This window comes from Brevibacillus sp. AY1, from assembly GCF_029870785.1.
GTDB classification, from domain to species: domain Bacteria; phylum Bacillota; class Bacilli; order Brevibacillales; family Brevibacillaceae; genus Brevibacillus; species Brevibacillus invocatus.
The window spans coordinates 175,559-198,504 of the sequence record NZ_JAFLPN010000004.1 but is presented as its reverse complement, the minus strand read 5'-3'; the positions used below and the strand labels follow the sequence as shown (position 1 = coordinate 198,504).

The 22,946-nt window shown below is 50.3% G+C and carries 21 protein-coding genes; 19 read left to right on the top strand and 2 right to left on the bottom strand.

What is annotated here, in order from left to right; genetic code table 11:
• The first annotated feature begins 163 nt into the window (after positions 1 to 163).
• Both JZI27_RS06755 and JZI27_RS06750 read left to right on the top strand, forming a co-directional pair.
• The gene (locus JZI27_RS06755) at positions 164 to 931 is read left to right on the top strand and encodes an enoyl-CoA hydratase/isomerase family protein (protein WP_280207112.1); all 768 of its coding nucleotides are present in this window, start codon (positions 164 to 166) and stop codon (positions 929 to 931) included.
• 140 nt (positions 932 to 1,071) lie between these two features.
• Complete coding sequence (locus JZI27_RS06750) at positions 1,072 to 1,707, top strand: RsfA family transcriptional regulator (protein ID WP_280207111.1); 636 nt, start codon at positions 1,072 to 1,074, stop codon at positions 1,705 to 1,707.
• Between the two features lie 69 nt (positions 1,708 to 1,776).
• Here the strand turns inward: JZI27_RS06750 and JZI27_RS06745 are convergent, their stop codons facing one another.
• Entirely contained in the window at positions 1,777 to 2,244 is a 468-nt protein-coding gene (locus tag JZI27_RS06745; RefSeq protein ID WP_122907694.1) for an N-acetyltransferase, read from the bottom strand.
• 283 nt (positions 2,245 to 2,527) lie between these two features.
• On the opposite strand from JZI27_RS06745, the gene JZI27_RS06740 reads away from it, so the two are divergent.
• The 10 genes from JZI27_RS06740 to JZI27_RS06695 all read left to right on the top strand — a co-directional run bounded on the left by JZI27_RS06740 (position 2,528) and on the right by JZI27_RS06695 (position 12,543).
• On the top strand, positions 2,528 to 3,874 hold the full coding sequence (locus tag JZI27_RS06740; RefSeq protein WP_280207110.1) for an acetyl-CoA carboxylase biotin carboxylase subunit: 1,347 nt from the start codon (positions 2,528 to 2,530) through the stop codon (positions 3,872 to 3,874).
• Between the two features lie 15 nt (positions 3,875 to 3,889).
• A complete protein-coding gene (locus tag JZI27_RS06735) occupies positions 3,890 to 4,105 on the top strand; it encodes an acetyl-CoA carboxylase biotin carboxyl carrier protein subunit (protein WP_280207109.1) in 216 nt (71 codons plus the stop codon).
• A 55-nt stretch (positions 4,106 to 4,160) separates the two neighbouring features.
• Positions 4,161 to 5,072, top strand: coding sequence for a hydroxymethylglutaryl-CoA lyase (locus tag JZI27_RS06730; RefSeq protein WP_122907691.1), 912 nt, complete (start codon positions 4,161 to 4,163; stop codon positions 5,070 to 5,072).
• Positions 5,073 to 5,074: 2 nt separating this feature from the next.
• The gene (locus JZI27_RS06725) at positions 5,075 to 5,866 is read left to right on the top strand and encodes an enoyl-CoA hydratase-related protein (RefSeq protein WP_481752799.1); all 792 of its coding nucleotides are present in this window, start codon (positions 5,075 to 5,077) and stop codon (positions 5,864 to 5,866) included.
• A gap of 17 nt (positions 5,867 to 5,883) precedes the next feature.
• The gene (locus tag JZI27_RS06720; RefSeq protein WP_280207107.1) at positions 5,884 to 7,422 is read left to right on the top strand and encodes an acyl-CoA carboxylase subunit beta; all 1,539 of its coding nucleotides are present in this window, start codon (positions 5,884 to 5,886) and stop codon (positions 7,420 to 7,422) included.
• Between the two features lie 244 nt (positions 7,423 to 7,666).
• A complete protein-coding gene (locus tag JZI27_RS06715) occupies positions 7,667 to 8,632 on the top strand; it encodes a ketopantoate reductase family protein (RefSeq protein WP_280207106.1) in 966 nt (321 codons plus the stop codon).
• A complete protein-coding gene (locus JZI27_RS06710; protein WP_122907688.1) occupies positions 8,629 to 9,027 on the top strand; it encodes a DUF3397 domain-containing protein in 399 nt (132 codons plus the stop codon). The genes JZI27_RS06715 and JZI27_RS06710 overlap by 4 nt, the downstream gene beginning before the upstream one ends.
• Before the next feature lie 57 nt (positions 9,028 to 9,084).
• Positions 9,085 to 9,642 carry a helix-turn-helix domain-containing protein gene (locus tag JZI27_RS06705; protein WP_122907687.1) on the top strand — a complete coding sequence of 186 codons (558 nt, stop codon included), beginning with the start codon at positions 9,085 to 9,087 and terminating at the stop codon, positions 9,640 to 9,642.
• Positions 9,643 to 9,760: 118 nt separating this feature from the next.
• Complete coding sequence (bshC, locus tag JZI27_RS06700) at positions 9,761 to 11,383, top strand: bacillithiol biosynthesis cysteine-adding enzyme BshC (protein WP_280207105.1); 1,623 nt, start codon at positions 9,761 to 9,763, stop codon at positions 11,381 to 11,383.
• Positions 11,384 to 11,490: 107 nt separating this feature from the next.
• Positions 11,491 to 12,543, top strand: coding sequence for an S-layer homology domain-containing protein (locus tag JZI27_RS06695; RefSeq protein WP_280207104.1), 1,053 nt, complete (start codon positions 11,491 to 11,493; stop codon positions 12,541 to 12,543).
• A 65-nt stretch (positions 12,544 to 12,608) separates the two neighbouring features.
• Here JZI27_RS06695 and JZI27_RS06690 read toward each other — a convergent pair whose 3' ends face one another.
• The gene (locus tag JZI27_RS06690; protein ID WP_280207103.1) at positions 12,609 to 13,901 is read right to left on the bottom strand and encodes an APC family permease; all 1,293 of its coding nucleotides are present in this window, start codon (positions 13,899 to 13,901) and stop codon (positions 12,609 to 12,611) included.
• Between the two features lie 119 nt (positions 13,902 to 14,020).
• Here JZI27_RS06690 and JZI27_RS06685 point away from each other — a divergent pair, with 119 nt between their 5' ends.
• From JZI27_RS06685 to JZI27_RS06655, 7 genes are all read left to right on the top strand, one after another.
• Positions 14,021 to 14,956, top strand: a complete 936-nt coding sequence (locus JZI27_RS06685; RefSeq protein WP_122907683.1) for a LysR family transcriptional regulator — start codon at positions 14,021 to 14,023, stop codon at positions 14,954 to 14,956.
• Positions 14,957 to 15,036: 80 nt separating this feature from the next.
• Entirely contained in the window at positions 15,037 to 16,296 is a 1,260-nt protein-coding gene (locus JZI27_RS06680; RefSeq protein WP_122907682.1) for an adenosylhomocysteinase, read from the top strand.
• 153 nt (positions 16,297 to 16,449) lie between these two features.
• The gene (gene mraZ, locus JZI27_RS06675) at positions 16,450 to 16,881 is read left to right on the top strand and encodes a division/cell wall cluster transcriptional repressor MraZ (protein ID WP_122907872.1); all 432 of its coding nucleotides are present in this window, start codon (positions 16,450 to 16,452) and stop codon (positions 16,879 to 16,881) included.
• Positions 16,882 to 16,898: 17 nt separating this feature from the next.
• The gene (gene rsmH / locus JZI27_RS06670) at positions 16,899 to 17,843 is read left to right on the top strand and encodes a 16S rRNA (cytosine(1402)-N(4))-methyltransferase RsmH (RefSeq protein WP_122907681.1); all 945 of its coding nucleotides are present in this window, start codon (positions 16,899 to 16,901) and stop codon (positions 17,841 to 17,843) included.
• Positions 17,844 to 17,874: 31 nt separating this feature from the next.
• Positions 17,875 to 18,306: a cell division protein FtsL gene (ftsL2, locus tag JZI27_RS06665; RefSeq protein WP_122907680.1), complete on the top strand. Its 432-nt coding sequence runs from the start codon at positions 17,875 to 17,877 to the stop codon at positions 18,304 to 18,306.
• 173 nt (positions 18,307 to 18,479) lie between these two features.
• Positions 18,480 to 20,900 carry a penicillin-binding protein gene (locus tag JZI27_RS06660; protein ID WP_280207102.1) on the top strand — a complete coding sequence of 807 codons (2,421 nt, stop codon included), beginning with the start codon at positions 18,480 to 18,482 and terminating at the stop codon, positions 20,898 to 20,900.
• A gap of 65 nt (positions 20,901 to 20,965) precedes the next feature.
• Entirely contained in the window at positions 20,966 to 22,885 is a 1,920-nt protein-coding gene (locus JZI27_RS06655) for a stage V sporulation protein D (RefSeq protein ID WP_122907678.1), read from the top strand.
• Positions 22,886 to 22,946: the final 61 nt, after the last annotated feature.

The window sequence follows — 22,946 nt, the reverse complement described above, 5'->3', positions numbered from 1 at the left end:
AAAGATTAGCGGAAGATAGTATAAGTGCAACTAAGGCTCCGCCAAAAGCTTGGCGTAGCCAAGTTTTCTAATTGCCATCTTATTCAGATCGCGTCACTCACGTAGGATTTTATATCTGTGGGTTGTACAATAGAGCTATGCAGTTAAAAGGAGCGAAGGTAACATGGAAACGATTCTTTTCGAAAAACAGGATGGGTTTGCTACAATCACGCTCAATCGGCCAGATGTTCACAATGCTATCAGCGTAGAGCTGGTGGATGAGCTTGTCGATATCCTAGACGAGTGCGCTGGAGATGACGAAGTAAAGGTGCTCATCCTGACTGGTGCAGGCAAAAGCTTCGTCTCTGGAGGGGACTTGCCACAGTTTATCGCTGCTCGGGGTCGCGAGCAGGCGGAGCCATTGCTCGGCAAGGTTGCAGCACTGCTGTCGAAGATTGATCAATACAGCAAGCCCATAATCGCGATGATAAATGGTTCTGCAGTTGGAGGCGGATGCGAGGTAGCTGGTGCTGCTCATTTTCGCTTTGCAAGTCGAGAGGCTGTCTTTGGCTTTGTCCAAATCGGTATGCATATCACGACAGGCTGGGGCGGAGGCGCTCGCTTGCTGGATCTGCTGCCTGAGTCCAAAGCTTTGTCCCTGCTGCTGACAGGCGAGCGAATTACTGCTGAGGAAGCCAAGGACTACGGATTTGTGGATGCTGTATTCCCGGCAGAGGATTTAAAGCAGGAAGTGGAGCGCTTCGCCTTGAAAATCGCTGCTCAACCACTCGTCGGAATTGAAGCCTACATGCGAGTCTTGCAGTGGAAGCGCTCTGGTCTAGCACAAGGACAACGGATCAAGCTTGAAGTAGAGCAGTGTGCAGGGCTTTGGGGAAGCGAAGCGCATGTCCAAGTGGTAGAAAAATTTCTTTCAAAAGGTAAAAAGAGGTAATTCTTTCGTAGCAAGGTTTCTCCCGTTTAAACATTTATTCGCTTGGACATACTTTTTCTAGTAGAAAGCGATTCTACAAGAATAGGGAAAAGCATAGGATGAACTACATCATCCTTTTAAAGGTTACGGGAGGGACTTATATGGTAGCTTCCAGACAAGACGCGTGGACTGAAGATGACGATCTGGTATTGGCAGAGGTCACTTTACGTCACATTCGAGAGGGCGGCACACAGCTTGCCGCTTTTGAAGAAGTAGGACAACGGTTAGGACGGACTGCAGCAGCCTGCGGTTTTCGTTGGAACAGTTGCGTCCGCAAGCGATATGATGCCGCAATCTCCATCGCCAAGAGCCAAAGACAGCAATTGAAGAAGATGGGTAGGATCATCACACCTCTGCAGGAAGAGGTGGAAGCGATCCAAATTCCTGTGAAACGCCCTGTGGCGCAAGCCTCTGGAGCGTCACCTCACGATGAGGACGAGGATCAGCAGATTGAAGCAGTCATTCGTATGCTGCGGAGCCAAAAGGATCTTTCACGTCGTGTAAAACAATTGGAACAAGAGTTAGAAGGAAAAGAGTTGAAAATAAAAGAATTGGCTGAGGCCAATGAGCGTGCCAGGAAGGAAATGGAGCAGATTCAGGGTGTCAATGAGGATTATCGGGCACTCGTCCAGATCATGGAACGTGCGCGCAAAATGGCGTTTTTACAAGAAGAGGAATCGTCCAAACCCATCTTCAAGATGGATGCCAACGGCAATCTGGAGCGCGTAGAAAAGTAGTGGGCTCCCTAATCAAGAGCATAAAAAAGAAGCGGCGATCAACCGCTTCTTTTTTCATGTATCACAGCATTAATCCTGAAGCTCGACGTTTTCAGGCAACCATACATAAGGATTCTCACCGCGGTCACGCATCGGGTTGTACTTCACAGGTGTGAAGCCCATTTTCAGCCAGAACTGATCGGCGCGGCAGCGGGAGTTCGTCTTGATAGGGGAACCAAAGCTTTTTGCATGATTAACCAGGATGGTACCGAAGTCTTTACCCCGATAGTCAGGCAGGACCTCCAGCTTCCACAGCTCGTAATAATCTTGAGCTGGCTGGAAGTAGCGGTCGTACTTTCCGTCAATTTTATAGAGGCTCATCCGAGCGATGAGAAGGTCATTGTCGTAAATTCCGTAAAATGGAGATTCCGAATCGTTCTCCACGATGTTCGCCTCCAGGTCTTCCTTCATGGAAAGCTCCTCCAGGCCAAATTCGCGAAACTGCTGGAATTCTTCCAGTGTCTTATAGTTAATTTGTAAACGCTTTACTTCGAACATGGAATAGCCACTCCTCTCAAAACGCTTTGTCTTGGAACCACCTTTGCTTACTTGTATTATACACGAAACTACAGGAAGAGAAGAGAAATTCTTTACATTAAAAAGTAGGGAGGTGTAGGGAATGAATTTGCTTCCATGGAAAAAAATATAATTTCATCCTAGAACTATGAGCTAACTCATGGCAAAATAGAGACGAGAAGCATATGCCGTATTCGGAGGCACTCTGGATGCAAGCGCTTTCAGTCCTCGCTGCTCCGAATACGATGAAAGAGGGGAGCGTTGCATGAAAAAGGTTTTGATTGCAAATCGTGGCGAAATCGCCAGAAGGATCATTCGCACTTGTCAGGCACAGGGAGTGGCTACAGTCGCCATCTACTCAGATGCGGACAAGGATATGCCGTTTGTCCGAGAAGCCGATGAAGCCGTACATATCGGTCCTCCTCCTGTTCCACACAGTTATTTGAATGTTGAGGCAATCCTTGCAGCAGCGAAGAGTTGCCAGGCTGACTTCATTCATCCGGGCTATGGCCTCCTGTCGGAAAATGAAGCCTTTGCCCGTAGAGTCACCGAAGAGGGAATCGTCTTCATCGGACCTACACCTGAAGTGATCGGTCAAATGGGTGACAAACTGACTGCCCGGCGAATCATGCAAAAAGCGGGTGTTCCCGTCGTGCCAGGTGGCGACACTCCTTTGGATAACGCAGATGAAGCAGCTAATATGGCAGCGTCGATCGGGTATCCTGTCATGCTGAAAGCGAGCGCTGGCGGCGGCGGAATCGGCATGCAAATTTGTCAGAGCGAAGATGAGCTGCGACAGGCTTTCCAATCTGCTCGCGGCAGAGCGAAGGCGTACTTTGGCAACGATGCCATGTACGTAGAGAAGTATGTGGATAGACCGCATCACATCGAAGTCCAGATTGCAGGGGATCAGACAGGTCACGTAATCCATCTGCTGGAGCGTGAGTGTTCGATCCAGCGCCGCCATCAAAAGGTACTGGAAGAAAGTCCATCGCCGTTTTTGGATGAGGCGACGAGGAATGCGCTTTGTGACGCAGCCGTACTGGCAGGAAAGGCTGTGGGTTACACGGGCGTAGGTACCGTGGAGTTTATTGTCGATTCACAGATGAATTTTTATTTTCTGGAAATGAATACAAGATTACAGGTAGAGCATCCCGTCACGGAAGAGATGATCGGCCTGGATCTGGTGGCTATGCAATTGGAAATTGCACAAGGCCAGCCCTTGTCTATCAGTCAGGAAGACGTCCGGGCAAAGCGCCACGCGATTGAGCTCCGTGTTTATGCGGAGGATCCGGTGTCCTTCTTGCCTTCACCGGGTACAATCAGCCTTTATCAGGCTCCGGTTATGGAGCATGTCAGGATCGACGACGGGGTTGAGACCGGAACCAAGGTGACGCCATTTTACGATCCGATGATTGCGAAAGTCATTGCGTCAGGGGCGACGAGAGACGAAGCCATTCTCAGAGCTCGTGAAGCCATGCAGCAATTCCTGATCACCGGAATCAAAACCAACATTCCTTTCTTGCAGGAGGTTCTGGAAGACGACCGCTTCATTGCAGGAGAGTATACGACATGGTTTATCCAAGAAAGAAAACCAAAATCCACGATTTAGAAGGAGAGTAGACAGATGACACAAGTAGCAGCGAATATGGCAGGTACTGTTTTCAAGGTATTGGTACAACCAGGTGATTCCGTTGCAGCAGGACAGGACCTAATCGTGCTGGAGTCGATGAAAATGGAAGTTCCGATCGCAGCTGAATCAGCAGGCAAGGTAGTAGAGGTCAAAGTCAACGTCGGTGATTTTGTGAACGACGGGGACATTGTCGTGGTCTTGGATAATTAGCTCGATTTTTCGATTCAAACCAACTGAGCGCTCGCTAGGCAAGGAGGGTATCCCGATGAAGGTCAAAATCGTGGAGGTAGGCCCGCGCGACGGTCTGCAAAATGAAAAGGACATCCTCCCTTCAGCGGTCAAAGCAGCGTTGATCAACAAGCTGGCTGAAGCAGGACTGCAAACGATCGAAGCCAGCTCTTTTGTCAACCCTCGCTGGATTCCGCAACTGGCAGATGCCGACGAGGTTTTGTCCACAATCAATCGCGCACAAGGAGTCACGTACACGGCGCTCGTTCCCAATCTTCGAGGGCTGGAACGAGCACGAGCGTGCGGACTCAATGAAATCGCTTTGTTCATGTCTGCTTCTCAGACCCACAACCTGAAAAATATTAATAAGACGCTGGAGGAAACGTACCCGATTCTGCGTGAAGTGGCGCTGGAAGCACTGGCTTTAGGCATGCGGGTGCGCGGCTACGTTTCCACCGTCTTCGGTTGCCCCTACGAAGGCAAGGTGCCTTTGGACAATAGTCGGCGAGTGACCGAAGCATTGCTCGAAATGGGGGCGTATGAGATTTCACTCGGAGACACGATTGGCGTAGCGACCCCCAAGCAGGTGCATGACTTGTTCAGGGAATTGGTCAAGGATGCTCCGGTACAGCGCTTGGCCGGTCATTTTCACGATACGCGTGGAACAGGATTGGCAAATGTAGTCGCTGCGATGGACGTGGGCATCCGCACCTTTGACAGCTCAATTGGCGGGTTGGGAGGATGCCCGTACGCGCCTGGAGCCGCCGGCAATATTTCAACCGAGGATTTGATCTACATGCTGCACGGAATGGAATACGAGACTGGAGTCGACTTGCAGAAGCTGCTGGAAGCAGGGGCATTTATCCAAAAGCAGCTGGGGCGAGACCTCAACTCCAAAGTATTGAAGGCCCATCTTGCAGCTGAATGCTTGGCAGCTAAGGACGAATAGGAATGGCGGGAGGGAATGGCTTGAGTGTGTTGTTTCAAAAAGAGGGCGCAGTCGGAATTCTGACGATTGATCGTCCGCAGGTTCACAATTGTTTAAATCTAGAGACATTACTCAGCCTTCGTGAATGGATTACGAGCTTGTGTTCGGACAAGGAGATTCGCGTGGTGCTTGTCACAGGATCGGGCGACAAAGCATTTTGTACGGGTGCTGATCTGAAAGAACGGCGAAAGCTGACACCCCAACAGGTGGAGCAGTACATCAGAACCATCCGTGATACGTTTACGGAACTGGAGAAAATTCCAAAGCCTGTCATCGCAGCAATCAACGGGCTGGCCCTTGGCGGAGGCACAGAGCTAGCGCTGGCTTGTGATCTGAGGGTGATAAGCGAGTCGGCGCAGATGGGACTGACGGAGACGTCCTTGGGCATTATTCCAGGGGCAGGGGGGACGCAGCGACTTCCTCGCCTCGTAGGAAAAGGAATTGCCAAAGAACTCATTTTCAGCGCTCGCCGCATACTGTCGGATGAATCGCTTCGCATCGGGTTGGTCAACCGGGTGGTTCCAGCGGATCATCTTATGCCAGCAGCGCTAAGCCTCGCCCAGCAAATAGCTGAGCAGGCCCCATTGGCGCTCGCCCAAGCGAAGTATGCAATTGACTACGGACTGGAAGTAGATCAGGCAACAGGCTTGGCGATGGAAAGTCACGCCTATCAATTATTGATCCCGACAAAGGACCGCTTGGAGGGACTGGAAGCGTTCAGGGAAAAGAGAAAGCCGGTATATCGCGGAGAGTGACGAGGAGGAAGCTACTGATGAGCAAACACGCTGAAAACATGCTGAACGAAAAAATCGATCACATCAAACAAGGCGGCGATGCAAAGTACCATGCAAAGCTGAAGGAACAGAACAAGCTGTTCGTCCGCGATCGCCTGAAGCTGCTGTTTGACGATGAATTTCTGGTAGAGGATGGACTTTTCGCCAATGTCATGGCGGGAGACCTGCCGGCAGACGGTGTCATCACCGCAATCGGAAAGGTGAATGGCCAGACCGTGTGTGTCATGGCCAATGATTCCACCGTAAAAGCAGGCTCCTGGGGCGCGCGAACTGTGGAGAAAATCATCCGCATTCAGGAAACCGCTGAAAAAATGCAGGTTCCTCTCGTGTATCTGGTCGATTCAGCTGGAGCCAGGATTACGGACCAGCTGGAGATGTTCCCAGGGCGTCGAGGAGCGGGACGAATCTTTTACAACCAAGTGAAGCTATCTGGAAAAATTCCACAGGTGTGCATTCTCTTTGGCCCTTCTGCTGCAGGCGGAGCGTATATTCCCGCTTTTTGTGACATTGTCATCATGGTGGATAAAAACGCGAGCATGTATCTGGGCTCCCCACGTATGGCCGAAATGGTCATTGGAGAAAAAGTAAGCCTCGAAGAGCTGGGTGGGGCACGCATGCATTGTACCGTGAGTGGCTGCGGCGACGTTCTTGCTGCCAATGAGGAAGAGGCGATCCAGTCAGCACGTCAGTACTTGCGCTTTTTTCCAGCGAATTACAGCGAAAAGCCTCCTGTTGCAGCGGCACAGCCTCCAGTGGAAACGGCAAAAGAGATTACGGCGATCGTGCCGGAGAATCAAAATGCCCCGTTCAACATGCATGATCTGATCACTGCTTTGGTAGACGAAGGCTCCTTCTTTGAGATCAAGAAACTATTTGCGCAGGAGCTGGTGACAGGTCTGGCCCGTCTGGATGGCAAACCGGTGGGGATCATCGCCAACCAGCCGCGTGTAAAAGGCGGCGTCCTTTTTGTCGATTCAGCTGACAAGGCAGCGCGTTTTATTACCCTGTGCGATGCTTTCCAGATTCCCTTGCTCTTCCTGGCTGATGTACCGGGTTTCATGATCGGCACAGCTGTAGAGCGTGCGGGAATCATCAGGCACGGCGCGAAAATGATTTCAGCGATGGCGGAAGCGACCGTGCCGAAGATCTCTGTCATCGTACGTAAGGCGTATGGAGCAGGGTTGTATGCGATGGCAAGTTCTGCATTTGAGCCAGATGCTGTGCTCGCTCTGCCAAGTGCGCAGATCGCGGTCATGGGGCCGGAAGCAGCGGTTAATGCGGTTTACAGCAACAAGATTCAGGAAATAGAGGACCCGCAGGAGCGACAGGCTTTTATTGCGGCGAAAAGGAAGGAGTATCAGGAGGATATCGATATTACCTTGCTAGCCTCCAACCTGATCGTCGATGCGATTATCCCCCCATCCGATTTGCGAATGGAATTGATTTCGCGCTTTGCTGTTTACCAACACAAGAAGCAGGTTTTTTCCGAAAGAAAACATCCCGTTTATCCCGTATAGTGCCAAAGCCAGACTGTCTCTAGATGAAAGAGGCAGTCTGTTTGTTTCATGACAAGCGGTGATGACTGTTTTGTTAAGGGAGAATGATAAAGCGTTTCTTGTCGTTCATGTAAGAATGGTATCGATATCATAATTTTTACCGTCAAATATTTCGACAATTTCGATCTTTTTTAAGCCAATCAATTGCCCATTCTCCTAATCTCTGTTATTCTTTAAATAAGTATTGATTAATGTGGGTGAACAAATGCGATCGGAAACTTTTCCTGTCCAGACGGTTGTGATAGGCGGTGGTGCTGTAGGGTTATTGTACGCTGCAAGGCTTGTGCTGAGCGGACATTCAGCAACGGTCGTGACGCGAAGTTCGCATCAGGCTGAACAGATTGCCCGGCAGGGAATTACCTTTCATCATTTGGATGGGAGAGTATGTACAATCCCGATGGCAGCAAGTTCTGTCGAACAGGCTTTGCCTGAAGGCGGCTTGTACATTCTTACTGTAAAGCAAACCGACCTGCCAGGACTGATTCCCGCTTTGAGGCAAATCCACAAAAGCATACCCGTCATTGCGATGCAAAATGGCATGGGTCATCGGGAAATGCTTACAGAGGTACTGCTCGATGGGCAATGCTTCTTCGGGATCAACTCGGAAGGAGCCAGGCGCTTGTCTGGCACAGAGGTGGTTCATACAGGAAACGGTTCACTTCGTGTCGGTCCTTGGGAGAGGGGACATGCACACGATCCTGTGGTTCAGGCTTTCGTGGACTGGGCAAACTCGAACCAAATCATAGCCAGCTACGAGGAATCGATCCAACCGTTTGCATGGCGAAAGCTGGTCGCAAATGCGTTGATCAATCCGTTAACCGCGATTTTTGAAGTCCCCAACGGGGGGTTGCTTGAAAATCCGTACACCGTGGGCTTGATGCGTGAGCTTTTTAATGAAGCGACGACAGTAGCCAACCATTACGGACAAAAATTGGGGGAAACGGATTGGCAGGAGATAATTACAATTTGTCGAAATACTTCCCGAAATCTTTCCTCCATGCTGCAGGATGTGAAGCGTCACAGGCAGACGGAGGTAGAGGCGATCAATGGTTATCTCGTCAATAAGGGTAAAGAAGCAGGAATACCCACACCGCTGCACGAAAGCTTGCTTCGCGTGATCCTTCTCAAGACGAGCATGGGAAAAGAGAAGGTGGGAGGCGACAGTACATGACCATCGTGGCCAATGTCTGGTCCTACTTATGGGGTACACTGACCGTTATACCGTTTTTGGGATTTCCAATTGCCTATTTCCTATTATATGCGTGGAAACGGGACAAGCGGTTGGCTGGCCGCTGGGCGATAAATATCACGAATCTTTTGTTGATTCGCTCGGTAGTCGTCGCGTACAGCGAAATATGGCCTGAAGCCATGTCAGCTTGGTGGTGGATTGCTTGCTTCTATCTTGTCTTCATCTCGCTGCTTGGCTGGATGCAAGTGAAGTGGAAAGGGAAGCTATCCTTAAGAAAGATCGGCTTTTCCGCATGGCGCTTGTCGTTTCTCTTGTTTGGACTCATCTACGTAGTGCTGATTACGACAGGGATTGTCAAAACCATGAGTGTCGTATAAAAGCACTTTTGTTGATACATAATCGTTTCTATTCCGATAAGAAAGAAGGTTGGAAATATGCGACTTCCCATCGAGACCATCGGACACAAGATTCGAATGATTCGGAAAGAGCGCGGCTTTACTCTGGAGATCATGGCGAACAAAACAGGGTTAAGCAAAGGCCTGCTCAGTCAAGTGGAGCGGGGAATTTCACAGCCGTCCTTGGACTCCCTGTGGAAAATCACCAAGGCTCTCGAGTCACCCATCATTCACTTTTTTGAAGATATTGACCAAAAACAGGTGCATGTTACTCGCCAGCAAAAGCGCAGACAACTCGTATTTCCTGAATCAACGGGTACGTATTCGCTGCTCTCTATGGGAGGAAGTGCCAAGCTTGGCATGCTGGAGGTACGGCTCAAGCCAGGCGAAATGGCCGTCGATAAATTTGTACAAACGGAGGGCGAAGAGTGTTTTACTGTCGTGACAGGCAGTGTAGTAGCCCGTTTTAATGATGAAGAGCATGTGCTGGAAGCGGGAGACAGTATCTCGTTTGACAGCGCGAAAAATCACGCGATTGAAAATACGGGCGATCAAGAAGCGGTTTTGATCTGGTCCGTTACACCTCCGCAATTTTAAAAAACACATACCTACACTTCGACAACCCATTCGCGTGGGTTGTTTTCTTTTTTAAAGGGGAGGGTGCATGATATAATTTGCGAGAGAGACCACGGTCCTGAAGAAAGGTGAGCATGTCATGAACGTTGAAAGTGTTACGCTTCCGCTAGCCAATCGACTGGCAAAAGAATACCTGCAAGGAAAAGAGCTGGCGCAATCCTTTTTTAACTACCAGCCATACCGCAAAGAATCTTATCAGCAACGCCTGGACTGGCTTCGCAGCCGGCCATACGCGCATCGGGAAAAGCTGGTGGAAGGATTATATACGTACAATCAAAAGATGGGGAACCACGAAGAAGCGTTGAAACGGATTGAAGCGCTCAAGCATCCAGATACCTATGTCGTGATTGGTGGACAGCAGGCGGGTGTGTTGACTGGGCCTCTCTACACGGTTCATAAAGCCATTCATTTGATTCAGGCAGCAAAAAAATGGTCCAAAGAGCTGCAGGTAGAAGTCGTGCCTGTCTTTTGGATCGCAGGGGAAGACCATGATATCGACGAGATCGATCATGTGTATTGGCTGACTGACAAAGAGAGACGCTTGCACAAGGAAAGAATGCAACTGAATCGGAAAGGACGCCTATCTGCCAGCCAGATGCCGCTGGATGAGCAGGCTTATTCCACCTTTCTTCAGCAGTTTTTTGCCGGACAGACAGAGACCGTGCACACGCAGGAGATTCGCCACATGCTTGAGGAGACCGCTTCAGCCTCGACAACCATTGTGGAATGGTTTGCAAGGATTATGGCACAGCTGTTCGGCAAGCATGGACTCGTGCTGGTAGAATCGTCATCTCCCTATATTCGCGAACTGGAACAGCCGATGTTCGCTAAAGTCATCGAAAAAAATGAACAGCTTGCCGCTATTCTGACCCAAACCGCTGACCGGATCGCCCAGGCAGGGTATCCGTTGCAATTGCAGGTAGAAGAGCACCAGGCCAATCTCTTTCTTTATGAGGGTGGCGAAAGGCTTTTGTTGGAGCGGTACGGGGATCGTTTTGTCAATAGACGATGTACGTACACCCGTGATGAGCTGATCCAGCTGGCTTCCCGTGAGCCACAGCGCTTTAGTGCCAACGTCGTAACGCGTGGTCTGATGCAGGAGCATCTCTTCCCGACACTAGCGTTCATAGGAGGACTTGGAGAGGTCGCTTACTGGGCGTATTACAAGGAGGTATTTGCTGCGTTTGACATGCAGATGCCGATCGTTCTACCGCGTATGTCCATCACGTTTCTGGAAGGAGCGGTGGAAAGACTGCTGGCTGGCTTTGAGCTCAATGTCGAGCATGCCCTTACTGACTTTGCAGCATGGAAGACAAAGCAGGAGACCACGCAGGCAAGACACCCGCTAGAGAAAAATTTTGCTGATGTCCGAGAGTCCATGCTGGCTATGTACCGTCCATTAGTGGATGAAGTCGTCGCGATGGACGGCGGATTGCGGGGAATAGCTGAAAAGAACGTTTCCTTGCTCCTGGAACAGGTGAACTTTTTGGAAACGCGGTTGCTGCGTTCCCTGGAGGAGCGTGAGGATGTACAATCGCACCGTCTAAAGCGAATCGAGGCTAGCCTGATGCCGGAGGGTGGCTTGCAGGAACGAAAACTGAATCTGTTTACGTATGCCAACAAATACGGTCTGTCACTAATAGACCGTTTGGTGGAAGCGCCGTTCTCCGATGACGGAAGCCACCAGATCTTCCACGTCTAAAAAGTAGGACTTTGGACATTATTTCCTGCGAATATGCTGAAACATTCTCGACAAATTCTGCGTCTTACCCAGTATAGGAATACTCCTGCGAAAGGGGAGATTGTAAGGTGCAGAAAAAGTTGCGACTCATCGGAAAACGAATTGGACTAAAGGCTCTGGTACTGTCCCTTGTGCTGACAGGTGCAACCGTGGGAGGTTTAGACCGGGCAGAAGCGAAAATGGATGCCACGTCGATTTCTGCTCCTTTTTCGGACATTCATGGTCATTGGGCCTCCAAGGAAATAGCAGAGGCGACGAAGCAAGGACTCATTCGCGGATTTCCGGATGGGACCTTCCGACCGGAACAGACCATTTCACAAGAAGAGTTTCTCGTGATGATCGAACGGGTCATCCCTTCCTTTCCAGGTAATCAGCCTGATGATTTCTCACGGGAGACCTACCTCTCCAAGGTAAAGGGACGGTGGTCCGAGGGAACCTATACGCATTTACTGGCTGCAGGAATTACGCCAACAGGCAATCCGACGGACTCGCTGGATCGGCTGGAGGGTGCGAGGCTCATGCTTGCAGCCTTGGGCCATCAGTCCGAAGGTGAAAAATACAGGGGAACAAAATCCAAGTTTTTTAGCGATCTGTCCGTGGAAAATGAAGGTCAGGTGATGACGGTCTATCCCGCCTATAAGATGGGTATCATCACGGGCTATCCGGATGGAACCTTCCGTGCAGATGAAAAGGTAAGCCGTGCGCAAGCTGTAGTTCTTCTCTCACGATTGTCCCACCAAATCGAGGAATTGTTCCCGGGAAGAGTGTCAGAGGAAGAAAAGCAGAGCATGACCAAGCTGGTTTCTACCTTTGTAGGCCAGGTTATGGATAAAGAGCGAATCCGACGCTTTGATGAACTGGTCAAATACGTGGAAAAAGAAAAAGCACCCGTAAGTCAGCAGTTTTTACGCGAGCATTTCTCTTTCATGAATTACGAGGTCTATGACTACGTTCGTTTCCCTCGATTTAATGAGTTGATCTACTACGCCAAGATCGGCAACGACAAATATCGGATGACTGTCCAATACTACTCCGGTGAGCTAGGAGGCAGTGTTGACAAGACATTTTACCTGTCGTCCGCGGATGGCAAAACGTTTCGATTGATCGGAAAAGACGAATAGACACACAAAAGGCGTGCTGCAATAGCACGCCTTTCTCATTTTGCCGAATAGAAGCTGAAATTTTGTTAGGCAGATAGCGACTGCCCAGAACCTTTATTGATTCTTTTGCTTCCAATTAAAATGAGTGCAGCTGCGATCGCAAGCGGGTAGAGCGCCGACCAACCCAGGAAGGGGTATAGACCTGCTGTGAAGATCAGGGAGGTCCAGGAAGCGATGCGCCCAACCCGATTGTCTCGCAACAGCTTGACGCCAGCCAGGCATCCACCAATATACGTGGCGATGAAGGTGGAATTAGGAAGCTCAATCAACCGTGATAAATCAATCAGTCCCAGATACAGAGTGGTCAGGACGAGGACAAAGCACATGGCCAAAAAGAGAAGTCCTCCGGTTGGTGTCTGGTATTTAGGATGCAATCTGCCAAACCAACGAGGAGCAATGTTCTCTTGCGAAAGGGCGAAAGCAATGCGGGAGGCTGCACCTACATAGGCATTCGCGGTAGCGATACAAATAAAGAGGGCCGTGATCGCGACGATCCAGCCGCCAACGGGACCAAGGGAAAGCTGGATCATTACACTCAGCGAAGCAGCGGAAATCCCGACACCATAGCTGTGGGTGGCGACAGTCATAAAGGCCACACCAAAATACAACAGTGCGACAATGCCGGCACTCCAAAGAACACCGCGAATCGCATTTTTCGATGGATCGACAAACTCTTCGGATAGATGGGTCACTGCTTCCCAGCCAATAAAGCACCAGAACATCAAGACGGCTGCCTGTATCACGCTAAGCCAGCCATTGGGTGCAAATGGTACGAAATGCTCAGCAGAAGTATGGGGGATTGCGGCAATCACAGCCAAAATCAGGATGGACAAGATGAGTGATACGACAATGGTCTGGACGCGAGCCGCCACGTGAAGACCGATTACATTCATCCCGAGAACCGTCAGAAGAATCAATCCGGCACACAGATACACCTGTAACTCGCCCCATTGAAAGAGAACAGCAAGGTAATGAGCGCCTGTGACGCTTAGGATGGGAGCACCTATAGGTACCGAAAGCAGGAAAAACCATCCGACCATGTTGCCAAAGCGGTCGCCGTACGCAGTCCGAACGAAGGTAGAAACACCTCCAGCACTGGGAAAGCGGGCTGAAAGCAGGCCCATCGTAATCGCCATCGGGAGAACGAGGACAGACATGAGCAGCCACGCTACGATAGAGGCTGGCCCTGCTTTTTCAGCTGCCAACCCAGGTATGAGCAGTACGCCTGAACCGAGGACGGAGCCAATATATAAAGCAACAATCTGTGTCAGTCCAAGCGTTTTGGACAGACCGGGTGATGAGGCTACACCCTTTTCCATATCCTATCCCTCACTTTTAATAAACTGTATGCGTAGTGTAGCATAGACTTTGTAATCGGAGATATCTATAATATTAAATAATATGCATCGAAAAAATCGAATTGAAAGGGAGAGAGAGTATGGACACCCGCTATTTGCAGACCTTTCGAGAAGTTGCGAAATGGCAAAGCTTTACGCGGGCAGCTGAAGTTTTAGGCTATGCCCAGTCCAGTATTACCGTACAAATTCAAAATCTGGAAACTGAATTCGGCGTGTCTCTCTTCGAACGCTGGGGCCGAAAAATCAGACTAACACATGCGGGAGAAGTCCTTCTCGACTACACCGAACAGATGCTGGCTCTATTGGACGAAGCGAAGGGGCAGCTGTCTGAACATGCCCAGCTAGCAGGCACACTAAGCGTTGGAACGGTAGAATCTTTAGCTGCTTTTTACCTTCCGCCCTATGTGCAAAAGTTTCGACAGGAGCACCCGCAGATGCGTGTACTGCTGCATCCGGGGATTTGTCATGAATTGCGACAAGGGGTTAAAGAAGGAACGTACGACTTTGCTTTTATTCTCGACAAATGGCAAGAAAATGCCGATTTGATCACCGTCAATCTGGGTGAAGAAGAGCTGGTGGTTGTCTCCTCACCCGACCACCGGCTAAGTAAGCTCGAACAGGTAGAAGCCACAGATTTTTCCGGAGAAAACTGGATCTTTACTGAGGCGGGATGCAGCTACCGTTCACTGCTGGAGTCTGTCTTGCGGGAGGCGGGTTCCACAGTGCATTCAGCGCTGGAGTTCGGCAGCATGGAAGCGATCAAGCAATGTGTCGCCCACGATCTGGGTATCGCGCTGATCCCGAAAATCGCGGTGAAGGATGAAGTGAAAAGCGGCAAGCTGGCTATTCTCTCTTTTTTCCATCCGGACATTCGCGTGTTCCGGCAATTGATTTACCACCAGAAAAAGTGGATGCCTCAAGCCTTGCGCTTTTTCCTGGAGCTCCTGAAAAAGGGCGGACTCGACTTTGATCCAAAGGCTCGTCTGGCGAGTGTGCAATCAGATTGGCGAGAATAGGAAAAACAGATGATCGCTGATCTTGCGTATGATATGATAGAAGCTAAGTTGTTTTTGAGATGAAGGAGGTTCATGTTCGCATGAATAGTGTAGAAGAAAGCATTGTAAAAGATATGGGATTGGCTCACAACGGCCACCTGAAAATTGACTGGGTACAAGAACATATGCCCGTCCTGAATCGTATTCGCGAGCGTTTTGAAAAAGAAAAGCCTTTTGCTGGGCTGAAAGTAGCAATCTCCCTTCACCTGGAAGCGAAAACCGCTTACCTCGCGAAGGTTGTTCAAGCGGGTGGCGCTGAAGTGACGATCACTGGCTCCAACCCACTTTCTACGCAAGACGATGTGTGCGCAGCGCTGGTGGAAGACGGTATTCGCGTATTTGCGAAATACAACCCGGATCCAGCTGAGTATAAAGAACACCTGATCAAGACCCTGGAAACCCGTCCTGACCTGATCATTGACGACGGTGGCGATCTGGTAACTATCCTGCACAGCGAGCGTCGCGATTTGTTGGCGCAAGTGCGTGGCGGTGCAGAAGAAACGACGACAGGTATCCTTCGCCTGAAGGCTTTGGAAAAAGAAGGCAAGCTGGAATTCCCGATGGTAGCAGTGAACGATGCTTTCTGCAAATACTTGTTTGACAACCGCTATGGTACTGGCCAATCCGTGTGGGATGGTATCAACCGTACGACAAACCTCGTCGTGGCTGGAAAAACGGTTGTTGTTGTGGGTTACGGCTGGTGCGGTAAAGGCGTGGCTATGCGTGCAAAAGGCCTGGGCGCGAAAGTGATCGTAACCGAAATCGACGCGATCAAAGCGGTAGAAGCTTACATGGACGGCTTCGAAGTGATGCCAATGAGCGAAGCGGCTAAACATGGCGATTACTTCGTGACCGTTACAGGTAATCGCGACGTCATTCGCAAAGAGCACTTCGAAGTGATGAAAGATGGCGCTATCCTTTCCAACGCAGGTCACTTCGATGTCGAAGTAAACAAAGTGGAACTGAAGGAAATGTCGACATCCACGCGCATTGTGCGTAAAGACATCGAGGAATTTGTCATGGCTGATGGTCGAAAAGTGTATCTCCTGGCAGAAGGCCGCCTCGTGAACCTGGCTGCTGGAGATGGACATCCGGCTGAAATTATGGACATGACCTTCGCGCTGCAAGCCGTTTCTCTGGCATATGTGAACGAGCAGTACAAAAATATCGGCAAGCAAGTACTGAACGTGCCATATGAGCTGGATGCGATGGTTGCTCAATACAAATTGGAAGCACTGGGACTCGGTATCGACAAATTGACCGACGAGCAAAAAGCATACCTGGATAGCTGGGTCGAATAAGCTCGCGAAACCCGTCCTTTCCCGGCAAAAAAATAAACGAAAAAATCCTGCATACAAATGCGGGATTTTTTTTGTATAATAGCAAGTAGGTAGCAAAGTGGGGAAAAGTGGGGGAAAGTGGAGCCGCTTGAACGGAAAGTGGGGGAACCGGGCTTGTTCATGGGTGAATATCAGCACAGCATCGATGAAAAAGGTCGTCTGACCATCCCTGCCAAGTTCCGTGAAGGATTGGGCAGTTCCTTTGTCATGACCCGCGGTTTGGACCAATGTTTGTTTGCCTACCCGCTGGACGAATGGAAACAACTGGAGGAGCGTCTCAAAACGCTACCTTTCACCAAGGCGGACGCTCGTGCTTTTACGCGCTTCTTCTTTTCAGGAGCGACTGAATGTGACTGGGACAAGCAGGGAAGGGTAAACATACCTCAAAATCTGCGTGACCATGCTGCTATTCAAAAAGAATGTGTCGTCATCGGAGTATCCAATCGCGTTGAGGTTTGGAGCAAGGAGCGTTGGGAAGCGTACTTTGCGGAATCGGAAGGCTCGTTTGGAGAGATTGCCGAAAAGCTGGTTGATTTCAATTTGTAACAGCAAGAAGAACGGGAGTGACGATCTTGTCGTTTCATCATGTAACCGTATTGCGGGAAGAAGCAGTCGCTGGACTGAACATCCGACCAGGAGGTATCTATGTGGATTGCACCTTGGGTGGAGCAGGGCACAGCAGCCTGATAGCCTCTCAGCTGACAGATGGCGGACGTCTCATCGCTATCGATCAGGATGACTGGGCCTTGGATCATGCGCGCGAACGCTTGGCAACCGCTATGGATAAAGTAACTCTGGTAAAGAGCAATTTTCGCCATATCAAGGAAATAGTGAACGACCTGGATCTGGAGGGAGTAGACGGGATATTGTTTGATCTCGGTGTTTCTTCTCCACAGCTGGATGAGGGTGAACGGGGTTTCAGCTACAATGCAGATGCTCCCCTCGACATGAGAATGGACCAGCAAGCTCCTCTCTCGGCCTACGACATCATCAATGAGTGGGATGAAGAAGAGATTGCGCGAGTGATTTGGGAATATGGGGAAGAGAAATTTTCCCGGCGAATTGCCCGGCAAATCGTGGAGAATCGGAAGAAAAAACCGGTCGAGACGACGGGTGAGCTCGTTGAAATCATTAAGGAAGCGATACCGGCTGCAGCCAGACGTACAGGACCACATCCGGCCAAGCGCACCTTTCAGGCGATTCGTATCGCGGTTAATGACGAGCTGGACGCATTTAAAGAAGCGATTATCGATGCCATTTCCGTGCTGCGTCCAGGCGGAAGAGTGAGTGTCATCACGTTCCATTCGCTGGAGGATCGGATTTGCAAACAGATTTTTCAGGAGTATTCCAAGGGATGTACGTGTCCGCCAGCCTTTCCGATCTGTGCCTGCGGCAATCAGGCAACGGTAAAAGTGATCACCAGAAAGCCGGTACTGCCTTCAGATGATGAATTGGAAGCGAATCCGAGAGCACGTTCAGCCAAGCTGCGTGTTGCCGAAAAACTGTAAATACTTCATGGCTCAATAAGGGGGTTAGAAAATGAGCTACTACTACCGGGGAAACCTGGCGATGGAATTGGAACAGGAACAGCAAACCCGCACCGTAACGAAAACCAAACGCACGATCCGGATGAAACCGACGATTCCAACAGGGGAGAAGCTACTGTATTTGCTCTTCATCTCACTGACTGTAGCCGGGTTGGGTTTTGTGGGGGTGCGTTACTCGCAAATCTCCCAATATAACTACGATATACAAAGTGTCAAAAAGGAAAATCGCCTGTTGACTGAACAAAACGCCGCCTTGCATTTGCAAATCGAGCAAATGAGCAACCGGGACCGCATTCAAGGAGAAGCAGAACGCCAAGGAATGGTCTTCGACCCAGCAGCTGTGCACGTGATCGGCAAAGGCAACGTGGTAGTGAGTAGCCCGGTGCCAACTTCAGAGCCATCACAACAGACAACCCAACGATAATCATAATGTTACTTGCGAATAGCAAAGTAACATTTTTTCTTAAGTGAGAGTGTAGCAGATACGCGTTCTCATCTCATGAAAGATGCCACGAAAACCGATAACAACAAGGATGCCTACAAGAGTTCCGACATTGAATACATAGCGGAATATGTCTTGCGTTTGGAGTGACGACAATGGATACAAAGAGGCGCGTGAATTGGCGAATTCTCATGTTCGCGTTGTGCGTGATTCTTGGATTTTCCGGACTAAGTATGAGAATGTGGTGGCTGCAGTCCGTAGAAGCTGCCAAGATCATGGATTATGCCCGAAGCCAATGGGATTGGGAAAAGACGTTGAAACCAAAACGCGGAGCCATCATGGATCGGAACGGAGAAATTCTCGCTTATGAAGGCAAGGCCTATACGGTTAACGCAAGGCTCAAGCCCATGCACGAGAAAGATCAGGATTACGTTAAGGATCCCTATTATACGGCGACAACCCTTTCCCGTATTCTGGGTGCTCCCGTGGATTCGCTGCTAAAACCACTGACCAATCCGAAGTCCAAGGTCGTTTTGTTGGGGCGTTGGGGTAACAAAATTACGGAAGAACAGAAAAAGCAGATTGAGCAAGCCCAGTATCCGAAATTGCCGAGCGGTGAGGAAGTCAAAACGAATCAGCTGCCAGGCATTTATTTGACAGAGACAACTCGCCGTTTTTATCCGAACAACAGCTTTGCCGCCCACGTCTTGGGGTATTTGGATTTCGACGATAACCCCAAAATGGGGCTGGAGCTGCAGCTGGACGAGCAACTCCGCGGTGAAAAAGGCGAGATGGCGGTGATGACAGATGGCGCTGGCTATCAGCTGCCAGACGGTGAGCACAAGTACAAGCCCGCACAGGATGGCAGCAATGTCTACCTGACGATCGACAGGCAAATCCAGGATTACGTGGAACAGGCACTGGATATCGCGGAACGTGACTTTAAGCCAAAAGGACTGATGGTCGTTGTTTCTGACCCGCAAACCGGCGAGATTTTGGCGATGGGGAATCGTCCGCAGTTTAATCCGAACACGTATTATAACGGGATTACCAACTTTACCAACCATGCGGTTACCTCGATGTTTGAACCGGGATCCACGTTTAAAATTATTACCCTGGCTGCGGCGATCGAAGAGGGGATGTTCAATCCGAATGAGCCTTATCAATCCGGGACATATACCATCAAAGGCCAGACGCCGATCCGCGACCACAACAACGGTCGAGGCTGGGGCAAGATCAACTTTCTGGAAGGTGTACAGCGCTCTAGTAACGTGGTATTCGTCATTATGGGTTACGAACGTTTGAAACTGGAGAAATTGAAAGGCTACTTCGAGAAATTTGGCATTGGGTCCATCACGGGAATTGAGCTGCCGTATGAGAAAAAGGGGAATATTGCCAACCTGGAAAACCCGCGCTCTCCGCGCGACTGGGCAGTTACTACCTTTGGTCAAGGGGTGACCGTGACGGCGATTCAGCAGATTGCGGCAGTTGGAGCGATTGCGAACGGTGGAGAACTGTTGAAGCCGCGTATCATCAAGGAAATGCGAGACCCGCATACAGGAGCTGTCGAACATCGCAGTGAGAGAGAAGTAGTACGACGTGTGGTCAGTGCTGCGACTGCCAATCAAACCCGCGATATTCTTGAAACTGTTGTAACTGGGGAAGCGGGTACCGGAAAGTCCTATAAAATTGAGGGCTACCATGTGGCTGGTAAGACCGGGACCGCTCAAAAATACGAAAATGGAAAGCTGATGGATGGACATTACATCGCTTCCTTTATTGGCTTTGCACCGAAGGACAACCCGCGATTGTTAGTCTATGTCGTCGTCGATGACCCCGATATGAGGGACTACACCCAATACGGTGGGAAAATTGTCGCGCCGATCTTCAAATCAATCATGGAGCGCAGCTTGCAATATTTGCAGCAACAGCCTGATCTGAAGTCGGTAGAAGGAAAAGACAAGAACAAAAAACAAGCAGTAGCGCAACAGGCTAGCCTGACACCTGTAAAAGAGCTGACGTTGCCCAAATTCGTAGATATGGCCACGGCGACCGCTCAGATGAGAGCCAAACAGGATGAACTGCAAGTCACTGTGATCGGAACGGGAACGAAAATTGTAGAACAGTACCCGGCTCCCTACTCAAAAGTTGTATCCGGACAGCAGATCGTATTGGTTACGGACCGTGTTCAAGGCACGAAGATGCCTGATCTGACGGGCAAATCCTTACGTGATGTAATGGAATTCACCTCTATTTTGCACATGCAGGTTAAACCGACGGGGGTCGGGTTTGTCGCGCAGCAAAGCATTCCGCCAGGGACTCAGCTCCAGGGAGGAGAGACCCTCATGGTGACGCTCAAGTCTGAGTCAGAGCCGCTCGCGCCGACTGCTCCGATTGACGGTCAGACAGAAGGACCTGCGGATACTCCAGCAGCGGGCGCAGATACCCAGCCACCTCCTGAAACGCCTCCTGAGGCTCCTGTTCAGTCTTCAGGAGAAGTGGACGAGGCTGGTATACCCCCTGATGCTGGGACGTCTGAAACGGCAAATACAGAGCAATCAAGCACCACCCCATAGCAGTTCTAATGAGTCCCCCCGACGAATAGGGTTAGAAGAGACAACCTATTCGAGGGGGGACTCGTTTGCGAGTATCCAACGCTACCGTACGCCGTCGTATTTTTGTTGCACTGGTGATTGGGATCGTATTGTACACGGCATTGATTACCCGCTTGGGGTATGTGCAGTTGATAGAAGGACCTCGCCTGGCAGAGATGGCGGGTGATTTGCTTCAGCGCAATATCGACTTTCAACCCAACCGGGGGCGGATTCTGGACCGCAACGGCAACGAGCTCGTTTCGAACATCACGGTCCCGACAATCGTAGTTGTACCCGCACAGATCAAAGATCCGCAAGGCACCGCCCAGCAGCTCGCTGTGATCTTGGGGCAAAAAGAAGAGGAGATCTTCAAGGCGATTACCAAAAGGGCAATGAGCAATGATAAAATTCCGGGCGGACGCAAGATCTCGGAAGAGACAGCCAGAAAGATTCAAGAATTAAACCTCCCGGGAATCTACCTCGCGGGTGACACCAAGCGTTTCTATCCCAATGGAACCATGGCTGCCCATATCTTGGGCTTCACCGGGATCGACAATCAAGGGCTGACTGGATTGGAACGAATCTACGATACCTTTTTGCAAGGGAAGAAAGGATATATCTCCTATCCTTCAGATGCACGAGGTCGGGTGTTGCCGGGGGGCACTGAAGAGTATGTGGCTCCTGTAGATGGAATGGACATGTATTTAACCATAGACAGTACGATTCAGTCTTTTATCGAAAGAGAGCTGGATCAGGCGGTGGTGGCGTATCAGCCGGGTGACGTTCTGGCGATTGCGATGAATCCGAAGACAGGAGAAATTTTGGGTATGGGCAGTCGCCCCACTTTTCAGCCTGATCAATACCGGGACTATCCCATAGAGGTATACAATCGTAATTTGCCGATCTGGAAGACCTACGAGCCAGGATCGACCTTCAAAATCGTCACGCTTGCTGCCGCCCTAAATGAGGGCGTGATCACTCTGGACGAGGGGTTCTATGACCCGGGCTTCATCAACGTAGCGGGCAAGCGTCTGCGCTGCTGGAAGCGACAGGGACACGGGCAGGAAACCATGCTGGAAGTTGTAGAGAATTCCTGCAATCCGGGCTTTGTCACGATGGGACAACGCCTCCAAAAAGAACGGCTATTTGAATACATTAAGAAGTTCGGATTTGGCCAGAAGACGGGCATCGATCTGATCGGAGAAGAAAATGGATTGCTCTTCAATCTCAACCGTGTCGGCCCTGTGGAGCTGGGGACTACTTCCTTCGGGCAAGGTGTATCGGTGACGCCGATCCAGCAAATGGCTGCGGTCTCTGCCGCGATCAACGGTGGCAAGCTGATGAGGCCGTACGTCGCCAAGGAATGGCGAGACAGTGTGACGCACGATGTCATCGGACGAACGCTGCCGACTGAAGTCCGGCAGGTCATCAAGCCGGAAGTATCCGAGAAGGTACGCTACGCGCTGGAGAGTGTAGTGGCTCGCGGTACGGGAGGAAAGGCCTATATTGAAGGCTATCGGGTTGGCGGCAAGACGGGTACCGCGCAAAAAGTGAAGAACGGCAGATACATGGATGGAGAGTACATCGTATCCTTTATCGGTTTTGCTCCAGCAGATGATCCGCAGATTGTCGTCTACTTTGCGGTGGACAATCCAAAGGCACTGGCTTTTGGCGGATTGATTGCAGCTCCCAGTGTCAAAAGCATCATTGAATCCTCGTTGCAGCATCTGCAGGTTGAAAAGCGAAAAGACGGAATATCCAAAGAGATCAACAAGGCTTTGGGTGAAAGAAGTCCGATCGAAGTTCCCAACATGGTGGGGCAGAGCATGCAGGATGTAGTGACCACCTATGAGACTCTCCCGCTCGTCGTATCAGGTAAAGGCAAATACGTCGTTTCACAAGCTCCGGCAGCAGGCGTAAAAATCGAAGAGGGAGCAAAAATTCGCATCTACCTTGGTGACAAATGAAGCAATTAGCTATAAAATGAGTTTTTGGAGGCGGAGGAGAGTAGTCTTGTCTACGGGCGCT